This window comes from Pseudobutyrivibrio sp. LB2011 (genome assembly GCF_000701765.1).
Lineage (GTDB): Bacteria > Bacillota > Clostridia > Lachnospirales > Lachnospiraceae > Pseudobutyrivibrio > Pseudobutyrivibrio ruminis.
In genome coordinates this window covers 236272-256992 of sequence record NZ_JNJS01000001.1, presented here as the reverse complement: position 1 = coordinate 256992, position 20721 = coordinate 236272, and the positions used below count along the sequence as shown (strand labels likewise).

Here is a 20721-nt window from a genome sequence, read left to right as displayed (position 1 = left end):
AAATTTTCGTTAAAATAAAGTCAATCTTTTTGAGCAAAAATTGTTTTCAAATCTATACAATTTTCTGAGATATTTTTTAGCAGATTGCCATGTATTAATTTTTTCTTAAATATGCCCATATTTTCTTGAAATCTTGTTGAAAAAAATGTCACAATAAACCTTGAGTTATAAAAGACAGTTTAGTAAACTAAAGTGTGAAACTGAACCCGATAAAAACAAGGAGGAAAATGTTTATGGCAATTGATAATTTCAGCGAGATTACTCCAGAGCTTGAAAAGCTTGCGGAGCTTTCGAAAAAATCCTCATATATAGATCCTGATTTATATACGACCTACGATGTCAAAAGAGGTCTTCGTGATCTTAATGGTAAAGGTGTACTTGTAGGTATTACAGAAATATCTGAGGTTAACTCAAAGAAATTTGTAGACGGAAAAGAAGTTCCTTGTGATGGTCAGCTTTTTTATAGAGGCTACAATGTTCAAGATTTAGTTAAAAATCTTCCATTAGAGCAGCACTTCGGATTCGAAGAGTGCACATACCTATTATTGTTTGGCACTCTCCCAACCAAAGAACAATTAGAAGAATTCAAAGCTCTTCTTGCAAGCTATCGCTCTCTTCCACCAAACTTCGTTAGAGATATGATTATGAAGAGCCCATCTAAAGATATGATGAACTCACTTGCAAGATCAGTACTTGCTTTATATTCAAATGATGAGAAGGCAGACGATACATCTGAACCAAACGTTCTTAGACAATGTTTGCAGTTAATTGCCAGCTTCCCATTGTTATCAGTATACAGCTATGCTGCCTACGACTATTACTACAACGACGCATCATTAATCATTCATCAGCCAAAGCCAGAATACTCTACTGCAGAGAATATTCTTCATTGTCTGAGACCTGATAGCAAGTTCACTCCACTTGAGGCAAAACTTCTTGATGTTGCTCTTATTCTTCATATGGAGCACGGTGGTGGTAACAACTCTACATTCACCACTCACTTGGTATCATCATCTGGTACAGACACATACGCTGCTATTGCAGCTGCATTAGGTTCTCTTAAGGGACCAAAGCATGGTGGTGCCAACATCAAAGTTGTCCGCATGTTTGAAGATATGAAAGCTCATCTTAATAATTGGGAAGACGAAGAAGAAGTTAGCACATACTTGCGTGCCTTACTTCACGGTGAAGCCTTTGACAACGCCGGTCTTATCTATGGTATGGGTCATGCTATTTACTCAGTATCTGATCCTCGTGCCATCACCTTCCACTCTTTCGTAGAAAAGCTTGCCGTTGAAAAAGGCATGGAAAAGGAATACAACCTCTACGAAACAGTCGCTCGTCTTGCTCCAAAGATAATCGCCGAGGAGCGCAAGATTTACAAAGGTGTTTCACCAAACGTGGATTTCTACTCAGGCTTCGTTTATCAGATGCTTGGCATTCCAGGAGAGCTCTTCACTCCTATTTTCGCCATTGCTCGTATCGCTGGTTGGAGTGCTCACCGCATGGAAGAAGTTTGCCACAAGGGCAAAATCATGCGTCCTGCATACATGACAGTATGCCCACACAAAAAATACATTCCAATCGAAGATCGCAAAGTAGATTAAAAAATGGCTAGCCTCTTACGAGGCTAGCCATTTTAGTTTTGATTTAAGTTATATTTTAGTAGGCGATACCCTGTGCCATCATAGCATCTGCAACCTTTTCGAAGCCTGCGATGTTTGCGCCAGCAACGAAGTTGCCTTCCATGCCGTACTTCTTAGAAGCATCATCACATGCGTGGAAGATTCCTTCCATGATTCCCTTAAGCTTAGAATCAACTTCTTCGAATGTCCAGTGAAGTCTCTCAGAGTTCTGTGACATCTCAAGAGCTGATGTAGCAACACCACCTGCGTTTGCAGCCTTAGCTGGTCCAAAGAGAACACCAGCTGCCTGGAATGCTGCAACAGCTTCTGGAGTTGAAGGCATGTTAGCACCTTCTGAAACTGCTGTAACGCCGTTAGCGATAAGCATCTTTGCATCTTCTTCGTTAAGCTCGTTCTGTGTAGCACATGGAAGAGCGATGTCTACCTTGTACTGCCATACACCGTGCTCGCCGTTCTTCTTCTCGTGGTACTCAGCTGATGGTCTAGCTGCAGCGTACTCAGAAAGACGTGCTCTCTTAACTTCCTTGATTTCCTTAAGAAGGTCAAGGTCGATTCCCTCTGGATCATAAATCCAACCTGTAGAATCTGAACATGTAACTGGCTTAGCGCCAAGCTGATATGCCTTTTCGATAGCGTAGATAGCAACGTTACCAGCACCTGAAACAGCTACTGTCTTGCCCTCGAATGACTCACCCTTTGTAGACTTAAGCATCTCCTGTGTGAAGTAGCATACACCGTAACCTGTTGCCTGTGTACGAGCAAGTGAACCGCCGTAAGAAAGGCCCTTACCTGTAAGAACACCTGTGAACTCGTTACGAAGTCTCTTGTACTGACCATACATATAACCGATTTCACGAGCACCTACACCGATATCACCAGCTGGAACGTCTGTATCAGCACCGATGTGCTTTGCAAGCTCTGTCATGAATGACTGACAGAATCTCATGATTTCCATATCTGACTTGCCCTTAGGATCGAAGTCAGAACCACCTTTACCACCACCGATTGGAAGTGTTGTAAGTGAGTTCTTGAAAATCTGCTCGAAGCCTAAGAACTTAATAACTGATAAGTTTACTGAAGGGTGAAGTCTAAGACCTCCCTTGTATGGTCCGATGGCTGAATTAAACTGAACTCTGTATCCACGGTTTACCTGAACCTTGCCCTGATCATCAACCCAAGATACTCTGAACTGGATAATACGCTCTGGCTCAACGATACGCTCAATAACGCCAAGCTCCTCAAGCTTTGGATTTGCAGCTACAACTGGCTCTAAAGACTCTAAAACCTCGCTAACTGCCTGAAGGAATTCCTTCTGCTCTGCGTTTCTAGACTCAAGTCCGTCATAGACACGCTGTAAATAACTACTCTTAAAATTCATTACAAAATCTCCTTTCAGAATATGTCGTTCAGAAAATGCCGACTCTTGCCACCCGACACAATCTAGAAAAGATTTTACTGCATTCAGCACTTTAATGCAATAAAGTTTTTATAAATTTCTACTTAAATGGAGTCTTTTTCTTTGTCAGCTAAAAACCGGTCAAATTCTAGTTTTAAAAGTGCTGCAACTGGTACTGCAACAAGCATTCCAACAAATCCTCCCAAAGCACTTCCACCTATTAATGCGGCAACCACAAGCAGCGGATGGATTTTAATATTGGAGCTAAGCAGGCGAGGATTAATCACATTGCCATCTATAATCATAATTACAACAAGTGCTATTATTCCCGAAATTAGCTCTGTAAATGCCTGTTGTGGCACGCATATCAATAAAAGAGATGCATACCCCACAATTGGTCCCACATAAGGAATAAGATTTCCAATGCCCACCAGTATCGCTATTAATAATGCGTCTGGAATACCAAGGATTAAAAATACAACTCCAGTGATTACTGAAACCAACAATGCATCAATAAACTGGCCTCTAAGATATCCTGAAAAGATTCTATCTGCATCACTCCAAAATCTTTCGAAGCGCTCTTCTTCTTTTTTGCTTGTGATAATTCTAAATGCTCTCTTCCAGTATCTATTGATTCTCGCCCCATCAATCATGAAATAAACAGAGAAAATGCAACCAAAGAACAAGGTTGTAATTACATTTTTCACGCCACTTAAAAAGCCTGTCACATATCCACCAAGCTGATTCATAGAAATGCCTATATTTTTAAGCTGCTCCTCTATGGTTGATATCAAGCTTTGTACATCACTCTGAACTAAATCTGCTATTGATAAGAGAGATTCAAAGTTAATAGCTGAAATGTTCTTGTAAATGGTAAGAATAAGAATCACCAAAATAAACGCAATAACAGCAAGTACAATGATAAAGCTTAGTAGAATAGCCAGCGGTCTATCCCACTTGTGGCTTTTTCTTCTGCTAAATAATCCTTCGATTCTATCCACAATTGGTGAAAGCAGAAAGCTTATTATTCCACCCACAACCAAAGGCTTTAACACTGCCGTAAATATGGTCCATAACCTAGACCAAAAGCCTGTTGTCCAGTACAAAAGACATACCACAATCAGTGTTACTATAACAGTTACACTTGCATATAAGCATATCTTTGCATACTTCTTATCCAGTGATGACCAGAACTTTTTCAGCATATACTTCCTCCTTATGTAAACTATAACTTTTAAAATCAGTATACAAAAAATGGTTTCCAGAATCATCTGAAAACCATTTTCTTTACATAATTTTAATAATTATAATCTGTTGTTAATTCATCATCTGTTGTAGAATCCTCTTCTGTCTCTTCCACTTCCTTGCCCTTATTTAAAATAGAGCTTGTGATTTCCTCACGAAGTGAAGACATTGATGTCCTGCTGCAAAGACCAACAGTCTTGCCATCCACAGCAACCACACATGAATCACCATCATACTGATAAAGAACCACATTGACCACAGTAGCATCTTCATCGTTAAGAGTGATAGCAAATGCCAACTCTTCTGTTCCCTTACTGTAATCATCTCCAACTTCTGTCAAAGATAAACTATCGATAAGAGATGTTGCTGTAACAAAATCTACTGTCTCATCATCAACTGTATAAGTATTTCCATCGTCCTCGTCATACTCAACATTTACAATGTAGGCTTCATCATCAATATCTACTGAGAGCTGTGCTACATTTGTCCAATCGATAGAAACAACTTCTGATGGACGAAGTGTTGAATAGCTAACATCTGCTATATCATCATAATCGTCAGCTGTTATGGCATATACGATAGTTGAACCATCAAAGTAAAGATATGCTGTATCAGCATCATCTGCCTTTGCAAAATAAATTGTCTGAGTCTGTGACTCTACTGCTGCATCATCAGAATCTTCCTCAGAATCATCTGCAGGAATCTCACCAGTGATTGTTACTGTAAGTGTTGGATTATCAAGTCCATATTCTGCCAAGTCATCCTCAGTTGCCTTGTAAGTTTCATACTCTGTTAAATCCATAGATGAAAGCTTCTCTACAAATGATGTCACCTTTGACTCTGATACAGGACTATAGGTCTTTCCATCAACATAATAGAAATCATAATCATCTGTATATGTGTAATCGCCATCAGGGTCATATACAACATTTGCTTCACCATCACCTGATACAACAACTGATGTTATCTGTGAGTAGTCGTTGATTTCATCTCTATCAAGGAAATCGTCCTGACTAGCAGATACATATTGAAGGATATCATCATCTATCAGATATACGCTCTTTTTATCAACGCAGATATATCTCTTTTCATCGATTGTAGAGAAATCACCGAATGTGATAACGCTATCTCCATCTGCTGTAGTAAATGTGATAGTAGCCTCAGGACTATCAAGTCCATACTGAGCGTAATTCTCTACATCATCAATAATAAAGCTTGCATGTACCGATTCAAAATAAGAAAGCATATCAGCTACGTAATCCTGGTCTACAGGAAAATCTGTATCATCTGAAATCTGCCACTGAGAATCATTTTGAACAAGTGTCACACTGTCATCGTTGTACTCTATCGCTACCTGTGTCAGATCATCCTCATTAATTGTAAATACTTCTTCATCAATCGTATTTACGGTGTCGATATGTTGCTTTACTGCCTTTTCAACTATGATGGCCACAATTGCAATAACAAGAATGGCGCATAGAATCAGCAGTGTTTTTCCTCTTTTCATTTGATAATCCTCCCTATTCCAGGCTAACCTTTCTTCGTCTTACAACTTCATCAATTCCATAAAGTAAATATCCTACTGGTAATACACCAATCATAATTACCTTAAGAAGTGTTGCTGCTGAAGCACTGATTGTCAAATAGTTGTAATCAAGTGACTTTGATCTGATAGAAAGTGATTCTGTATCAGTCATCTTCCATGACATAGCGTTCATGAAGAAGTCCTCATTTGCACCTGATGAATAAGAGTTGTACTGGTCCTCTAACAAGTAGTCAGAAGCAATCCATACAAGTGAACCATCATTGCTGTTTTCTGCTGCAATTGCAAGTGAGAATGGTCCATCAACATCTCCATCTTCCTTCTCATATGTGCTGATGTCGTAACCTGCAGCCTTTGAATAAGCTGAAGAAGATGTATCAAGAAGTGATGTTACTGTATATGCACCTGCTGTGTTCTCAATAGTTAATCCTGCTGCAATTGGCATAATAACATTGCTGTTCTCCTCTATGAGCGCATCTGTAATATCAGAAGACTCAATTGTTGGAAGAAGGAAATATGGATAATCAAATGCATAGTTATCTCTGTTTGTATCGATGACAATACCATCTGTCATAGATACACCTACATAAGCTAACAAGGTCTCAAAGTTTGTAAGCTCACTCTCCTGCTGTGTACCAGAAAGCACTACAATATGACCACCATTATCAATATATTCCTCAAGGATTGTTACCTCTTCTTCAGATAAATCGCTTGAAGGGGAGTTGATTAAGATTACATCAGCATCCTCTGGTATTTCATCCTCATTAAGTAATGAGAACTCTGTTGTCTCCATATTGCCACTTTCAAGAGCAGATTCCATTGTTGTAGACATATCGGCCTCGCCGTGTCCTGTAAGGACATATACCTGTGGAAGCTCATCAGATACAACATAATCAATTGCTGTTGTAATCAAGCTTTCACCGTCAAATGACTGTGAAACAGAACCTGTTGTGTAGTAAGAGCTACTGTCTACCTCATACATTGATTCATAGCTTATATATCTACTCTTATCTCCTGAAACTACAATCAAAGAGTTATTTGTAACAGTTTCTGATGTATAGTTAGACGCAAATGTTGGATAAGTATCTGGGTCTTTCTTTTCTACTGTCAGCTTATCTGAAAGGGAATCATAAACATCCAAAAGCTTTTCTATAACTGTCGACTCCTGGCCAGACTGACATATCCAGTAGATAGTAACGTCGTCCTCCAAATTACCAACTACCGCCTTACTTGAAGATGTAAGGGAATATAGCTGTGCGGCTGATATATCAAACTGAGTAACTGTGGCTGGTAGTAATGACATAAACACATTTATAGCAATTACAATAGCAAGAACTATAACGGAAATAACAAAACTGTAACCACCGATTTTGGCAGACTTAGTATTTAATTGCTGTTTATTTTTATCTATAAACTTTTTAAAATCAGGTTTCTTAATCTTCATTATCCGTTATACCTCCTCTTCTCTAATGATTGCACACATAAGAACAAGAAGAAGGCTATGATACTTATGTAATAAACTATTGCAGTCAAATCGAACACGCCATTGTAAAACATAGTAAATCTTTCAAATAATGAGATTTGATTCATTACCTTAGGAAGCAGGTCCTCAAGTAACTCTGGCTTTGCAAAGAAAAGAATGATTGCAACTAAGCATGTTATAAATGAGAAACCATATCCCATCACATCGGACTTTGTCATATATCTGATTATTAGTCCGAGGATTATCATTATTACTACTATCGTAAATACGGAACCAACAGCAGATGATGATACTGCATCAGCAAGTGTTGTGCAGTAATAATTAAAGAGCATAACAACAACACAGATACCTGCAGCCATTCCCTGGGACTCTGTCAAAGACGATATAAACATTCCTATGCTGATAAGGGCAAGGCCTAAGAATATAAAAGCAAATATTGTGCCGTAGCTTGTTGGCAAATATACCTCTCCATACATAGAAAAAATTAATGGATAGGCGCAGATAAAAATCATAGGCACTACAAAAACTACAAGAAGTGCCATAAACTTACCTGCCACAATTTCTGTTGTGCTAATAGGCAATGAATATAGAAGCTGGTCTGTTTTCTGCTTCTTCTCATCTGCTATTATCCTCATAGTAAGTATTGGAACAATGATGATAAATACAATTTGAATAAAACTTAATACATACTCAAAATTTGCTACCGATGCATTGATGTTGTATATAAGGGCTCCTATTCCTGTAAAGGCAAGTAGGAAGGCGCCAAAAACATAGCCTGTAAGGCTGTGATAATACAATGACAATTCGTGCTTTAATACTGCCACCATCTTACTCTTCCTCCTCTTCTTCATATTCTTCGTATTCCGAATCCATCTCTTCTAACTCACTCTCCTGTTCAGAAGAAGTCAGTTCAATAAAGATGTCCTCAAGTGATGTCTGAACTGGATTAAGCTTTACAAGAGGAACTGAATTGGCAACAAAAGCTCTAAATACAAGCTCACATACCTCGTATGGATTCTCCATTGCTGTAGAAAGTTTGTAACAATGATACTTTTCAAAATCCTCAACATACTCAAAGCTAGAGATAGCATCAATGTGATTAATCACCTCTGATACCTTTTCTTCTGTAGCTTCTGTCATAATCTCAATCTCGTTTTCTGATGATAATGACTTACCGAGATTTGCTATGTCGTCAAATACAACAAGCTTTCCCTTGTAGATAATAAGTACCTTCTCACATATTGCCTGTATCTCAGAAAGAATATGCGAACTTAGAATAACTGTATGCTTCTTTCCCAGCTCTGATATAAGGTCCCTTATCTCAATAATCTGCATTGGATCAAGGCCAACAGTTGGCTCATCTAGAATAATTACAGAAGGATTTCCAAGGAGTGCCTGGGCTATACCGACTCTTTGTCTATATCCTTTAGATAGATGCTTTATAAGTCTGTTTTGCATCTCTTCGATATGAGTTTCTTGTATTACTCTGTCTATTTCTGACTCCAAATCTGCCTTAGTAATCCCCTTTGCCTCTGCTACAAACTTTAGATATTCTCTTGGAGTCTGTTCTACATAAAGAGGTGGAATTTCAGGAAGATAGCCGATAAGCTTTTTTGCCTCCTTCTCCTCCTCATAAATATCATGTCCGTCAATTTTTATATCACCACTGGTTGCAGCGAGACAGCCAGTTATAATATTTAGTGTAGTAGATTTACCTGCACCGTTTGGTCCAAGGAAACCATAAATATGACCATCTTCGATGGTAAATGACAAATCATCTACGGCAAGTACATCACCATAGCGTTTCGATAGATGTTCTACAGTTATCATTTCGCATATTCTCCTTTATTTTTAGTCTATAGTACTGTAGAACATGAATATTACGTCTATCTGACATCTATGTGAAATGTAAGTGAAAAAAAAGAGCCCACATTTCTGTGAGCTCTAATAATCATATCGTTTATACGTTAATCTCAGCTTTTACACCAAGTACTTCTTTGTTAGCCTCAAGAATAGGATTGATAACATCACGAAGGTAAACCTCAACCTGACGTGGGCTACGTCCTACGTATCTTGCAGGCTCCATAGTAGCCTCAAGCTCCTCAAGTCCCATTGGGAATTCATCGTCAGCAGCAATTAGTTCAAGAAGGTTATTGTCCTTACCCTCTACCTTAACGTTCTTGCCTGCCTCCATAGAAAGTGTACGAATCTTCTCGTGAAGCTCCTGTCTATTTCCACCAAGCTTAACCGCATCCATCATTATGTTTTCTGTAGCCATGAATGGAAGCTCAGACATAAGGCGCTTTGTAATAACCTTGTCATATACAACAAGACCATCTACTACGTTCAAGCAAAGATCAAGAACACCATCTGTTGCAAGGAAGCCCTCAGCAATTGACAGACGCTTGTTTGCTGAATCATCAAGTGTACGCTCAAACCACTGAGTAGCTGATGTAATCGCTGGGTTAAGTGCATCAATCATAACATAACGAGAAAGTGATGCAATACGCTCTGAACGCATTGGGTTGCGCTTGTAAGCCATAGCTGAAGAACCAATCTGACTCTTCTCAAATGGCTCCTCTACTTCCTTAAGATGCTGAAGCAAACGAATATCGTTTGACATCTTGTGAGCAGAAGCTGCTATACCTGCTAAGATATTGCAAACTCTAGTATCTACCTTTCTAGAATATGTCTGACCTGAAACTGGATAGCATGCCTTGAATCCCATCTTCTCAGCTATCATTGGATCAATCTTGTCGATTGTCTCGTTGTCTCCGTTGAAAAGCTCAAGGAAACTAGCCTGTGTACCAGTTGTACCCTTTGAGCCAAGAAGCTTAAGAGTAGAAAGTACATAATCAAGATCCTCAAGATCCATTACAAACTCATTAAGCCAAAGTGTTGCACGCTTACCAACTGTTGTTGGCTGTGCAGGCTGAAAATGTGTAAATGCAAGTGTAGGCTGTGCCTTATACTTGTCAGCGAATGCTGCAAGCTCAGCAATAACATTCACAAGCTTTGTACGAATAAGCTGTAAAGCATCTCTCATAATAATGATATCTGTGTTGTCACCAACATAGCAGCTTGTAGCGCCAAGGTGAATAATACCTGCCGCCTTTGGACACTGCTGTCCGTATGCATATACATGACTCATTACATCATGTCTAACTTCTTTCTCACGAGCCTTTGCAACATCATAGTTGATATCCTCAATGTGCTGCTTCATCTCATCAATCATATCCTGAGTGATAACTGGCTTTCCATCCTGTGAAAGACCTAACTCCATCTCAGTTTCTGCAAGGGCAATCCAAAGTCTTCTCCAGGTTGAAAACTTCTTATCCTGTGAAAAGATGTACTGCATCTCCTTGCTTGCATATCGCTCAGAAAGTGGGCTTGTATATCTATCTGTACTCATATTCTCTCCTTATATCGTGTAATCTATCCGAATATCAATCGGGAAGTTACTTTTCATAATCCCCACGAATATCTTCAGTTGGTGGCTCCATAGGGTAGGTACCATCGAAGCAACCATGGCAAATTTCCAAGCCGTCTACCATCTGTGGAAGACGATTGAAATCAAGGTAAGCAAGTGAATCGGCTCCGATGATATCCTTTATTTCATCTACTGAATGATTGTAGGCAATAAGCTGCTCGCGACATGGCACATCAGTACCAAAGTAGCAAGGCCACAAAAATGGTGGCGACGAAATACGAACATGTACTTCTGTAGCCCCAGCATCACGAAGCATCTTTACAATACGATCTGATGTAGTACCTCGTACAATTGAATCATCAATCATGATAATTCGTTTACCCTTAACTACTTCTTTAAGTGCATTTAGTTTTACCTGTACCGAGGACTGTCTGCTTGCCTGCTTAGGCTTGATGAAAGTACGTCCTACATAGCTGTTCTTGATAAATGCTGTTCCGTATGGAATACCTGATTCTAATGAATATCCCTGTGCCGCTGCATTTCCAGATTCTGGAACACCAACTACAAGGTCAGCTTCAACTGGTGAATCCTGTGCCAAGAATCGACCAGCTCTGATACGAGCATCATATACAGACTGCCCATCAATAATACTATCTGGTCTGGCAAAATAGATATATTCGAAAATGCATCTACCATGCTTGCTCTTATCGATACATCTGCTCTTATCAGATTTGATACCAAACTCAGGTGAAATAGTTACGATTTCTCCTGGCTCTACATCTCTGATGTATTCAGCACCGATTGTATCAAGAGCACATGTCTCTGATGCAATTACATATGCATTATCACGTTTTCCAATGCAAAGTGGTCTGAATCCCTGAGGATCACGGGCAGCAATAAGCTTTCTAGGTGACATAACAACAAGTGAATATGCTCCTTTGATTTTGTCACAAGCTCTCGCAACTGCTTCCTCAACTGTTGCACTTTTTAAACGCTCTCTTGCAATAAGATATGCGATTGTTTCTGAATCGATTGTTGTTTGGAAAATGGCACCTGTCATAGAAAGCTCATCTCTAAGCTCCTCTGCATTGATTAGGTTACCATTGTGGGCCATTCCAAGAATACCCTTTATATAAGATAAAACAAGTGGTTGTGCGTTCTCTCTTGTAGAAGAGCCTGCTGTAGAATAACGAGTATGTCCTACACCAATATCTCCGTGCATGCCCTCAAGTATTTCCTGATTGAATACTTCATTTACTAATCCCATATCTTTGTGAAGGGCAAAATTGCGTTTTGGACCATTAGTGTCAGATACTGCAATACCACAACTCTCCTGTCCTCTGTGCTGTAAGGCAAAAAGGCCATAATAAATCGAGGAGGCAACATCTCCACCGTCAAAATCGTACATGGCAAAGACGCCGCACTCCTCGTGCAAATCGTCCCATGGCATGTCCTTTACTTTCAAATCTGTCATAAAATCTCCTAATACATAATCTACGCTATAAGGTATTTTACACTTCAAGTGCTTTGCCAGTTAATAGCTTGTAAGCTTCAAGATATTTGTCGATTGTCTTATCGATAACATCCTGTGGAAGAAGGTAATCTGAATCTGGATTAGCCTTAAGCCAATCACGTACGAACTGCTTATCAAATGATGGCTGTCCATGTCCTGCTTCATAACCCTCAAGTGGCCAGAAACGTGAGCTATCTGGAGTAAGCATCTCATCTGCTAAAACAATGTTACCATCCTCATCAAGACCGAACTCAAACTTTGTATCAGCAATAATAATGCCCTTAGTAAGTGAATAATCTGCACACTTCTTATAAAGAGCGATTGTGTTATCACGAAGTGCAGTTGCGTATTCTAAGCCATGACCAGGGAATTCCTTTTCAAGAACTTCAATGGAACGCTCGAAAGAGATATTTTCATCATGATCACCAATTTCAGCTTTAGTAGAAGGAGTATAGATAGGTTCAGGAAGTTTATCTGATTCCTTTAACCCTTCTGGAAGTTTAATGCCACAAACAGTACCGTTCTCTTTGTAGCTGGCCCATCCAGAGCCTGTGATGTAACCACGTACGATGCACTCGATTGGAAGCATTGTAAGCTTCTTGCACATCATTGACTTGCCCTTGTACTCATCGTTCTGGAAGAACTCTGGCATGTCTTTTACATCAGTTGAAAGCATGTGATTTGGAACAATGTCTTTTGTAAGTTCAAACCAGAACTTAGACATCTGTGTAAGCACTGCACCCTTGTTGACAATTTTGTTTTTGAGAATTACATCGAATGCAGATATACGATCTGTTGCTACCATAATAATGCTATCGCCATTATCGTATACTTCTCTTACTTTTCCTTCTTTAATTGGTTTCATAATCAAATCCTCTCTCTTTTTATTCTATTTTATTTATAATCATGTCGCCCCCCCCTGAGGGGGCTAATGACTACTTTCTAACTAAAAGTGACTTTCCAGTCATCTCCTTTGGCTGCTCAAGACCCATGATCTCGATAAGTGTAGGAGCGATATCACAAAGAGCACCGCCCTCGCGGAGTGTATAGTCACTATCGTAGTTAACTAAGATAAATGGAACAGGATTTGTTGTGTGAGCTGTGTGTGGCTCTCCTGTCTCATAATCAATCATCTTTTCTGCATTACCGTGGTCAGCACAGATGAATAATGCTCCATCCATCTCCTTAACTGCCTCTACGGCTTCACCTACAAGTGAGTCAACACGCTCTACAGCTGCAACAGCTGCCTCTATGACGCCAGTATGACCAACCATGTCTGGGTTAGCAAAGTTGATAACGATAACATCGTACTTGTTAGACTTAATAGCATCTACAAGCTTTGCTCCAACCTCTGGTGCCGACATTTCAGGCTTAAGGTCATATGTAGCTACATCCTTTGGAGAGTTTACAAGGATTCTTTCCTCGTCCTTGTTAGGCTCCTCAACACCACCGTTGAAGAAGAATGTAACGTGTGCGTATTTTTCTGTCTCAGCAAGTCTAAGCTGCTTTAAACCATTGTTAGCTAAGAACTCACCGAATGTATTTGAAATGCTCTCCTTTTCGAAAGCAATGTGCTTGTTAGGGATTGTCTCATCGTAATCCTTGAAGCAAGCATAATAGAGATTTAAGAACTCTCTATCGAAGCCTGTGAACTTGTCATCACAGAATGCTCTAGTAATTTCACGAGCACGGTCTGGACGGAAGTTAAAGAATACAACTGAATCGCCATTCTTAACAACTGAAAGAGGCTTTCCATCAGCATCTGTGATAACTGTAGGAAGAACGAACTCATCAGTTACACCATCATCGTAAGATGCCTGCATAGCATCAGGTACTGAAGTGGCCTGAACTCCTTCACCCTTAACAAGTGAATTGTAAGCCTTCTCAACACGATCCCAGTTGTTATCACGGTCCATTGCGTAGTAACGGCCAGAAAGTGATGCAATCTTACCAACTCCGATTTCGTCCATCTTTGACTGAAGTGCTGCTAAGAAATCCTTACCAGAAGCAGGTGGAGTATCACGTCCATCAAGGAATGCGTGAACGAATACATTTGTAAGGCCGTTCTTCTTGCACATCTCAAGCATACCGTAAAGGTGCTCGATGTGGCTATGTACACCACCGTCTGAAAGAAGACCCCAAAGGTGAATGTCTCCGCCAGTCTTTTTAGCATTGTCGATAGCTTCAAGTAAAACCTTGTTCTCGAAGAACTCGCCATCATTGATAGCTTTTGTAATACGTGTTAAATCCTGGTAAATAATGCGGCCTGCGCCGATGTTCATATGTCCAACTTCTGAGTTACCCATCTGTCCGTCTGGAAGTCCAACAAACATTCCAGATGCTTGACCTGCTACGAATGGACATTCAGCCATAAGTTTGTCCATAACAGGTGTCTTTGCCATTGCAATGGCATTTCCCTTTGGATTGTCATTAAGACCATATCCGTCGAGAACCATAAGTACTACAGGTTTCTTACTCATAGTAAATCCTCCTTATATCTGGCAAACGCCAGAAAAAACTATTTATTTTTTACTAATACGTCCGTCCTTATCAATCTTTGCTGATGATGATAAGGAATTCAGACCATCTATGATATTGCTGTAAGCCATATCTTCTGAACCAAGCAGGCTTGTAACTCCTGCGTTAAAATTACATGGAATAAAGTATGAATCTACGCTTCCATCTTGTTTTATACGAATCTGTGCTAATCCTGTATCGTATGATGTTGGCATGTTGCTGGTTGTAGAGAACCAATAGTTACCCAAGCTGTAGTAGATAGGCACATCATCCATATACTCAATTGTTTGAAGGCAATGTGTATGCCCTCCTATTATTACATCTGCACCAGCCTCAACAAATGCTCGAGCAAGTGCCATCTGATCACCGCCATAATTGGCAGTGCCTTCTGTACCCCAATGAGGAAAAACAATAACAAAATCTGCATTTGCTTTTGCCTCTGATATAGTTTCACAAAAAGCTTCCGGGTGCAAGCATTTCATAACACCTGGCGTAACGCCTGTAGCTTCCTTTGTGTAATTAAGAGTTCTTTCTATTTGAGTAGCTGCCACAATGGCTATCTTTCTGCCACCGACAATAAAGTATATCGGCTTTTTGGCTTCCTCAAGATTGACTCCTGCCCCTACATAAGGAATGCCTTGTAAATTTAGGGTATTTAATGTATCTAAAAATCCAATTTCATCATAGTCATAGACATGATTGTTGGCCACACTAACTGCGTCAACTCCAAGCTCTTCGAGCAAAGCAACTCGACTTGGATCTGCTTTAAATGTATATGCCTTTCCAGCAAGAGGATTCCCTCTGTTTGTATAGGCAAACTCATTATTAACAAGAAGAATATCAGCTTCTCGCATTTCTTCTAACAAATCTGCCGAAAAGCAATCTTCTATTCCATTAATTTGGCTGTCCATAAACTCTGTTGTGGCTATTCCTTCTGCAAATGACAAATCGCCGGTAAAATCAAGAACTATGTCTCCATAGACTGGCTTATCTATTACGTATGTTTTGTCATAGGAATAACTCTGCAAGCCTGTATCCATACAGTACTCGTACCAAAGTACATGAATACTCTTGCCAGTAAGTTGATACCAAATTTCTGGCGTTTGGAAATTTGCATAACTTGCAATTTCCTCTATTACATCCTCACCATATTCAGATGTAATCATCGCGAGAAAAGACTCGTCTATAGGATGACCTCCTATAAACTCAATTGTACTATTGTTTAAAATCGTATCCCACGCGTCCGTTAAATCCGCAATTTCAATGATTTCCGGCTCGCTAGCTTCAAGATTTACGGTATCAACCTCAATTGTTTTGTGTCCGCATCCTGTTAGTAAAGAGATAACAACCGTAACTATCGCTATGCAAAAGTTACATTTCTTCATTAATCTGTGCCTTTACTCGGACAACAGCCTCCATAGCGCCTTCATAACCCGAATCAGCCGCCATTTCATAATACGACAAAGCTGTTTCCAAATTCCTCTCAACCCCGTACCCGTTTTCATAAAGAAAACCTAAATTAACCTGAGCAATTGCATAACCCTGCAATGCTGCAAGCTTTTGGTAATAAACTGCCGATGCAAAATCTACATCTACACCAAATCCATTGTAATACATGTAACCAATCTGGTTAAGTGCTGGTGCGTAGTCTGCATCTGCTGCGATAAGATAATATTCCATCGCTTTTTCATAATCTCTATCTACATCTAAGCCATTTTCATAAATCTGGCCTAGGTAATAGCTAGCCTTAGCGTAGCCGTTGTCAGAAGCAGCTGTAAAATACTCGATAGCCTTTTCTGTATCTGCTTCTACTCCATTGCCTTCTACGTAAAGAAGACCAACTGCTGTATTCGCAAGATTGATAGCATATTGATCTGCTAAATCTGTGCTTTCTGATTTGGTAACCCTTGAATAGTAATCAAAAGCCTTTTTGTAATCCTGAGCAATGCCAATACCATGCTCATATGCATAACCTAGATAGTATGTACCATCTATATCTCCGGCAATCTGTGCCTTGTATATGTAATCGTAAGCTTCTTCTGCTTTTTCTTCGTCTTCTGTGGATATTTCTACTTCTTCTGATTCTTCTGTGTCAGTGATATCCATATCCTCATCAGATTCATCAGCGAAAAATGCTTCTGGTAACGATGCCATTATAACTCTGGCTTTGCCAACGTAAGCATTATCTGAGCCACCCTCAATGGCAGCATCAAAAAGCTCATCTGCTTTTTCTAAATCCTGCTCAACACCTGTGCCTGTTAAATAGAAATAACCAAGTGCACATGTACCGTCAACATTTCCTGAATCAGATGCCATTTGATACCAGGAAATCGCCTCAGCAAAATCCTGCTTAACATCCTCTGTGCCGTACTCTAGCATACGACCAAGCATAACCTGTGCGTCAGTGTCGTCCTCATATGCAAGAACTTCAAGCTCACTATATGAAAGAACTGTATAATCCTCAACTTCAACGTCGTCAAATGCGACCTGTTCAGTAGTATCTACTGTATCCTCTACTTCCTCTTCCTCTTTCTTGCCACAGGCAATAAGTGAAAGTGAGCAAAGGCCTAACATAAAATATAAACGAAATTTTCGTTTCATAAATTCCTCCAAGGACAAAACGTCCATCAGCGCAAATTATATCATAAAATGAACTTATTTAAAACAAAAATAGCGCACCAGAAACTGGTGCGCATGTAAAACTTTAGGAGTTTTTACTACTTATAATTGACAATTTCAACAAAGTCTTTCCTAAAACCCAATTTTATTAAGCATTAACGATTTTACCGAAGTCTGGCTTAAGTGAAGCACCGCCGATAAGACCACCATCAATGTTTGGCTTGCTAAGAAGCTCAGCTGCGTTAGAAGCATTCATAGATCCGCCGTACTGAATACGAACAGCCTCTGCTGTAGCATCATCATAAAGCTTAGCAATAAGCTCACGAATGAATGCACAAACTTCTTCTGCCTGATCAGCTGTAGCTGTCTCACCTGTACCGATAGCCCAGATTGGCTCGTAAGCGATAACAAGGTTCTTTACCTGGTCAGCTGTAACGCCAGAAAGATCCCAAGTAATCTGACGCTCGATCCACTCCTTGTATGTGCCAGCCTTGCGAAGTGCAAGTGACTCACCACAGCAAAGGATTGGTGTAAGACCAGCAGCAAATGCCTTCTTAACCTTAGCGTTGATAAGAATATCATTCTCACCAAAGATGTCACGTCTCTCAGAGTGACCCATGATAACGTACTTAACACCAGCATCTACAAGCATAGGAGCTGAAATTTCGCCTGTGAAAGCACCCTTATCCTCGATGTAGAAGTTCTCAGCACCAACGTTTACGTTTGTGCCCTTTACAGCCTCTACTACAGGAACGATATCGATTGCAGGTACGCAATATACTACGTCTACATCATCGTTCTTTACTAAATCCTTAAGCTCAGCAACAAGCTTTACAGCCTCAGAAGGTGTCATGTTCATCTTCCAGTTGCCGGCAATAATTCTTCTTCTTGCCATTTTATTTTCCTCTTTTCTTATTTGTCATCTGCTGCGTAAACGCCTGGAAGCTCCTTACCCTCAAGGAACTCAAGTGATGCTCCACCACCTGTAGAGATGTGGCTCATCTTGTCAGCGAATCCCATCTGGTTAACAGCTGCAGCTGAATCACCACCACCGATGATTGTTGTAGCATCTGTCTCAGCAAGTGCCTTAGCAACTGCTTCTGTACCTACAGCAAGTGCTGGGTTCTCGAAAAGACCCATTGGTCCGTTCCAAAGAACTGTCTTAGCTGTCTTAACCTTCTCAGAGAAAAGAGCAACTGTCTTAGGTCCGATATCGCAACCCTCTCTGTCAGCTGGCATGTTCTCTGTATCATATGTCTCGCACTCTACTGGAGCGTCGATTGGATCTGGGAAGCCTGCGATTGTAACAGCATCAAGTGGAAGGAGAATTTCCTTACCCATGCTCTTAGCCTTCTCAAGCATTTCCTTACAGTAATCAAGCTTTGTATCGTCGCAAAGTGACTTACCGATTTCGTAACCCATAGCCTTCTGGAATGTGTAAGACATACCACCACCGATGATAAGTGTGTCACACTTCTCAAGAAGGTTGTTGATAACGTTAAGCTTATCAGCTACCTTTGCACCACCAAGAATTGCTACGAATGGACGTACAGGATTCTCAACAGCGTTGCCAAGGAAGTCGATTTCCTTCTGCATAAGGTATCCAACTACGTTTGAACCACCCTTAGCTGTGATGAACTTTGTAACACCAGCTACAGAAGCGTGAGCTCTGTGTGATGAACCGAAAGCATCGCATACATAATCATCTGCAAGATCAGCAAGTTCCTTAGAGAATGCCTCACCGTTCTTTGTCTCTTCCTCGCCACGGAAACGAGTATTCTGAAGAAGAACTACATCCCCTTCCTTCATAGCCTCAACTGCCTTTGTAGCAGCTTCGCCTGTTACGTTGTAATCAGAAACGAATGTTACTTCCTTACCAAGCTTCTCTGAAAGACGCTTTGCAACTGGAGCAAGTGACTCGCCCTCGTTAGGACCATTCTTTACCTTTCCAAGGTGTGAGCAAAGAATAACCTTTCCACCATCAGCAATAAGCTTGTTGATTGTAGGAAGAGCTGCCTTGATACGTGTATCATCTGTGATTTCGCCTGCCTTAAGAGGTACGTTGAAATCGCAACGAACAAGTACTCGACGACCCTTAACATTAATGTCATCTACTGTCTTCTTATTTAATGCCATAATTTTATCCTCCATATAAAATAAAAAAGGGCTCGGTCCAATAGGACCGGACCCTTAAAAGTCGTATTTCGTAAAAACGAATTAAGCTAACTCTGAGAAGTACTTGATTGTACGAACCATCTGTGATGTGTAGCTGTTCTCGTTATCATACCAAGAAACAACCTGTACCTCGTACTGATCATCAGAAACCTTAGAAACCATTGTCTGTGTAGCATCGAAGAGAGAACCAAATCTCATACCTACGATATCTGAAGAAACGATTTCATCCTCGTTGTAACCGAATGACTCGTTAGCTGCTGCCTTCATAGCTGCGTTGATACCCTCAACTGTAACGTCCTTCTTGTTTACAACTGCTGTAAGGATTGTTGTAGAACCTGTTGGTGTAGGAACACGCTGAGCAGATCCGATAAGCTTTCCGTTAAGCTCTGGGATAACAAGACCGATAGCCTTTGCTGCACCTGTTGAGTTAGGAACGATGTTAACTGCTGCTGCACGTGAACGACGAAGATCACCCTTTCTCTGTGGGCCATCAAGTGTCATCTGATCACCTGTGTAAGCGTGGATTGTTACCATGATACCAGACTGGATTGGAGCGTACTTGTTAAGTGCGTCAGCCATTGGTGCTAAGCAGTTTGTTGTACATGAAGCTGCTGAAATGATTGTATCAGAAGCCTTAAGTGTCTCATGGTTTGTATTGTAAACGATTGTAGGAAGATCGTTTCCTGCTGGTGCAGAGATAACAACCTTTCTAGCACCTGCATTGATATGAGCCTGTGCCTTTTCCTTTGATGTGTAGAATCCTGAGCACTCAAGAACTACGTCAACCTTAAGGTCACCCCATGGGCAATTGTTTGCATCTGGGAATGCATAGATCTTGATTTCCTTACCGCAAACGATGATTGAATCATCTGTGCAAGAAACCTCATCTGCATGCTCATACTTTCCCTGTGATGAATCATACTTTAAAAGATGTGCTAACATCTTTGGGCTAGTTAAGTCGTTGATTGCTACTACTTCGTAACCTTCTGCTCCGAACATCTGACGGAATGCAAGACGTCCGATACGGCCAAAACCGTTGATTGCTACTCTTACTGCCATTTTTAAATCCTCCTAAAGATTCTTTTAAAATTTTCTTTGAAGCTCTCAAAGAGCCCCGTATGCACTTTATTTTATACAACATCAATCTATAATTC

At 40.3% G+C, this 20721-nt stretch carries 16 protein-coding genes; 1 reads left to right on the top strand and 15 read right to left on the bottom strand.

From position 1 onward, the window contains the following. Nucleotides 1-233: 233 nt before the first annotated feature. Nucleotides 234-1607: a citrate/2-methylcitrate synthase gene (locus tag T375_RS01110; RefSeq protein WP_044933941.1), complete on the top strand. Its 1374-nt coding sequence runs from the start codon at nucleotides 234-236 to the stop codon at nucleotides 1605-1607. Between the two features lie 55 nt (nucleotides 1608-1662). Here the strand turns inward: T375_RS01110 and gdhA are convergent, their stop codons facing one another. From gdhA to gap, 15 genes are all read right to left on the bottom strand, one after another. Continuing rightward, nucleotides 1663-3024, bottom strand: coding sequence for an NADP-specific glutamate dehydrogenase (gene gdhA, locus T375_RS01105; protein ID WP_044933939.1), 1362 nt, complete (start codon nucleotides 3022-3024; stop codon nucleotides 1663-1665). Between the two features lie 122 nt (nucleotides 3025-3146). Beyond that, nucleotides 3147-4247, bottom strand: coding sequence for an AI-2E family transporter (locus tag T375_RS01100; protein ID WP_197019831.1), 1101 nt, complete (start codon nucleotides 4245-4247; stop codon nucleotides 3147-3149). 92 nt (nucleotides 4248-4339) lie between these two features. Continuing rightward, complete coding sequence (locus T375_RS01095) at nucleotides 4340-5794, bottom strand: DUF4340 domain-containing protein (RefSeq protein ID WP_044933938.1); 1455 nt, start codon at nucleotides 5792-5794, stop codon at nucleotides 4340-4342. A 13-nt stretch (nucleotides 5795-5807) separates the two neighbouring features. Beyond that, the gene (locus T375_RS01090; protein WP_081821924.1) at nucleotides 5808-7274 is read right to left on the bottom strand and encodes a GldG family protein; all 1467 of its coding nucleotides are present in this window, start codon (nucleotides 7272-7274) and stop codon (nucleotides 5808-5810) included. Next, on the bottom strand, nucleotides 7274-8140 hold the full coding sequence (locus tag T375_RS01085) for an ABC transporter permease (protein ID WP_044933935.1): 867 nt from the start codon (nucleotides 8138-8140) through the stop codon (nucleotides 7274-7276). Before T375_RS01085 ends, T375_RS01090 begins: the two co-directional genes overlap by 1 nt. A gap of 1 nt (nucleotide 8141) precedes the next feature. Then, entirely contained in the window at nucleotides 8142-9143 is a 1002-nt protein-coding gene (locus T375_RS01080) for an ABC transporter ATP-binding protein (protein WP_044933933.1), read from the bottom strand. A gap of 130 nt (nucleotides 9144-9273) precedes the next feature. Next, a complete protein-coding gene (gene purB / locus T375_RS01075; protein WP_044933931.1) occupies nucleotides 9274-10725 on the bottom strand; it encodes an adenylosuccinate lyase in 1452 nt (483 codons plus the stop codon). 46 nt (nucleotides 10726-10771) lie between these two features. Then, nucleotides 10772-12217, bottom strand: coding sequence for an amidophosphoribosyltransferase (gene purF / locus T375_RS01070; RefSeq protein WP_044933929.1), 1446 nt, complete (start codon nucleotides 12215-12217; stop codon nucleotides 10772-10774). A gap of 37 nt (nucleotides 12218-12254) precedes the next feature. Further along, entirely contained in the window at nucleotides 12255-13121 is an 867-nt protein-coding gene (locus tag T375_RS01065; RefSeq protein WP_044933927.1) for a phosphoribosylaminoimidazolesuccinocarboxamide synthase, read from the bottom strand. A gap of 70 nt (nucleotides 13122-13191) precedes the next feature. Next, nucleotides 13192-14736, bottom strand: coding sequence for a 2,3-bisphosphoglycerate-independent phosphoglycerate mutase (gene gpmI, locus T375_RS01060; protein ID WP_044933925.1), 1545 nt, complete (start codon nucleotides 14734-14736; stop codon nucleotides 13192-13194). A gap of 42 nt (nucleotides 14737-14778) precedes the next feature. Further along, on the bottom strand, nucleotides 14779-16158 hold the full coding sequence (locus T375_RS01055) for a CapA family protein (protein ID WP_049960230.1): 1380 nt from the start codon (nucleotides 16156-16158) through the stop codon (nucleotides 14779-14781). Then, entirely contained in the window at nucleotides 16145-17374 is a 1230-nt protein-coding gene (locus T375_RS01050) for an SEL1-like repeat protein (protein ID WP_044933924.1), read from the bottom strand. Before T375_RS01050 ends, T375_RS01055 begins: the two co-directional genes overlap by 14 nt. A 166-nt stretch (nucleotides 17375-17540) precedes the next feature. Continuing rightward, complete coding sequence (tpiA, locus tag T375_RS01045) at nucleotides 17541-18287, bottom strand: triose-phosphate isomerase (protein ID WP_044933922.1); 747 nt, start codon at nucleotides 18285-18287, stop codon at nucleotides 17541-17543. A 17-nt stretch (nucleotides 18288-18304) separates the two neighbouring features. Continuing rightward, nucleotides 18305-19528 carry a phosphoglycerate kinase gene (locus tag T375_RS01040; protein WP_044933920.1) on the bottom strand — a complete coding sequence of 408 codons (1224 nt, stop codon included), beginning with the start codon at nucleotides 19526-19528 and terminating at the stop codon, nucleotides 18305-18307. Between the two features lie 81 nt (nucleotides 19529-19609). After that, nucleotides 19610-20626: a type I glyceraldehyde-3-phosphate dehydrogenase gene (gene gap, locus T375_RS01035; RefSeq protein WP_015549339.1), complete on the bottom strand. Its 1017-nt coding sequence runs from the start codon at nucleotides 20624-20626 to the stop codon at nucleotides 19610-19612. Nucleotides 20627-20721 lie beyond the last annotated feature (95 nt).

Bases quoted from the DNA above. Each gene is read 5' to 3' on its own strand.
- T375_RS01110 (WP_044933941.1), top strand. From the start codon at position 234: ATGGCAATTGATAATTTCAGCGAGATTACTCCAGAGCTTGAAAAGCTT.
- gdhA (WP_044933939.1), bottom strand. From the start codon at position 3,024: ATGAATTTTAAGAGTAGTTATTTACAGCGTGTCTATGACGGACTTGAG.
- T375_RS01100 (WP_197019831.1), bottom strand. From the start codon at position 4,247: ATGCTGAAAAAGTTCTGGTCATCACTGGATAAGAAGTATGCAAAGATA.
- T375_RS01095 (WP_044933938.1), bottom strand. From the start codon at position 5,794: ATGAAAAGAGGAAAAACACTGCTGATTCTATGCGCCATTCTTGTTATT.
- T375_RS01090 (WP_081821924.1), bottom strand. From the start codon at position 7,274: ATGAAGATTAAGAAACCTGATTTTAAAAAGTTTATAGATAAAAATAAA.
- T375_RS01085 (WP_044933935.1), bottom strand. From the start codon at position 8,140: ATGGTGGCAGTATTAAAGCACGAATTGTCATTGTATTATCACAGCCTT.
- T375_RS01080 (WP_044933933.1), bottom strand. From the start codon at position 9,143: ATGATAACTGTAGAACATCTATCGAAACGCTATGGTGATGTACTTGCC.
- purB (WP_044933931.1), bottom strand. From the start codon at position 10,725: ATGAGTACAGATAGATATACAAGCCCACTTTCTGAGCGATATGCAAGC.
- purF (WP_044933929.1), bottom strand. From the start codon at position 12,217: ATGACAGATTTGAAAGTAAAGGACATGCCATGGGACGATTTGCACGAG.
- T375_RS01065 (WP_044933927.1), bottom strand. From the start codon at position 13,121: ATGAAACCAATTAAAGAAGGAAAAGTAAGAGAAGTATACGATAATGGC.
- gpmI (WP_044933925.1), bottom strand. From the start codon at position 14,736: ATGAGTAAGAAACCTGTAGTACTTATGGTTCTCGACGGATATGGTCTT.
- T375_RS01055 (WP_049960230.1), bottom strand. From the start codon at position 16,158: ATGAAGAAATGTAACTTTTGCATAGCGATAGTTACGGTTGTTATCTCT.
- T375_RS01050 (WP_044933924.1), bottom strand. From the start codon at position 17,374: ATGAAACGAAAATTTCGTTTATATTTTATGTTAGGCCTTTGCTCACTT.
- tpiA (WP_044933922.1), bottom strand. From the start codon at position 18,287: ATGGCAAGAAGAAGAATTATTGCCGGCAACTGGAAGATGAACATGACA.
- T375_RS01040 (WP_044933920.1), bottom strand. From the start codon at position 19,528: ATGGCATTAAATAAGAAGACAGTAGATGACATTAATGTTAAGGGTCGT.
- gap (WP_015549339.1), bottom strand. From the start codon at position 20,626: ATGGCAGTAAGAGTAGCAATCAACGGTTTTGGCCGTATCGGACGTCTT.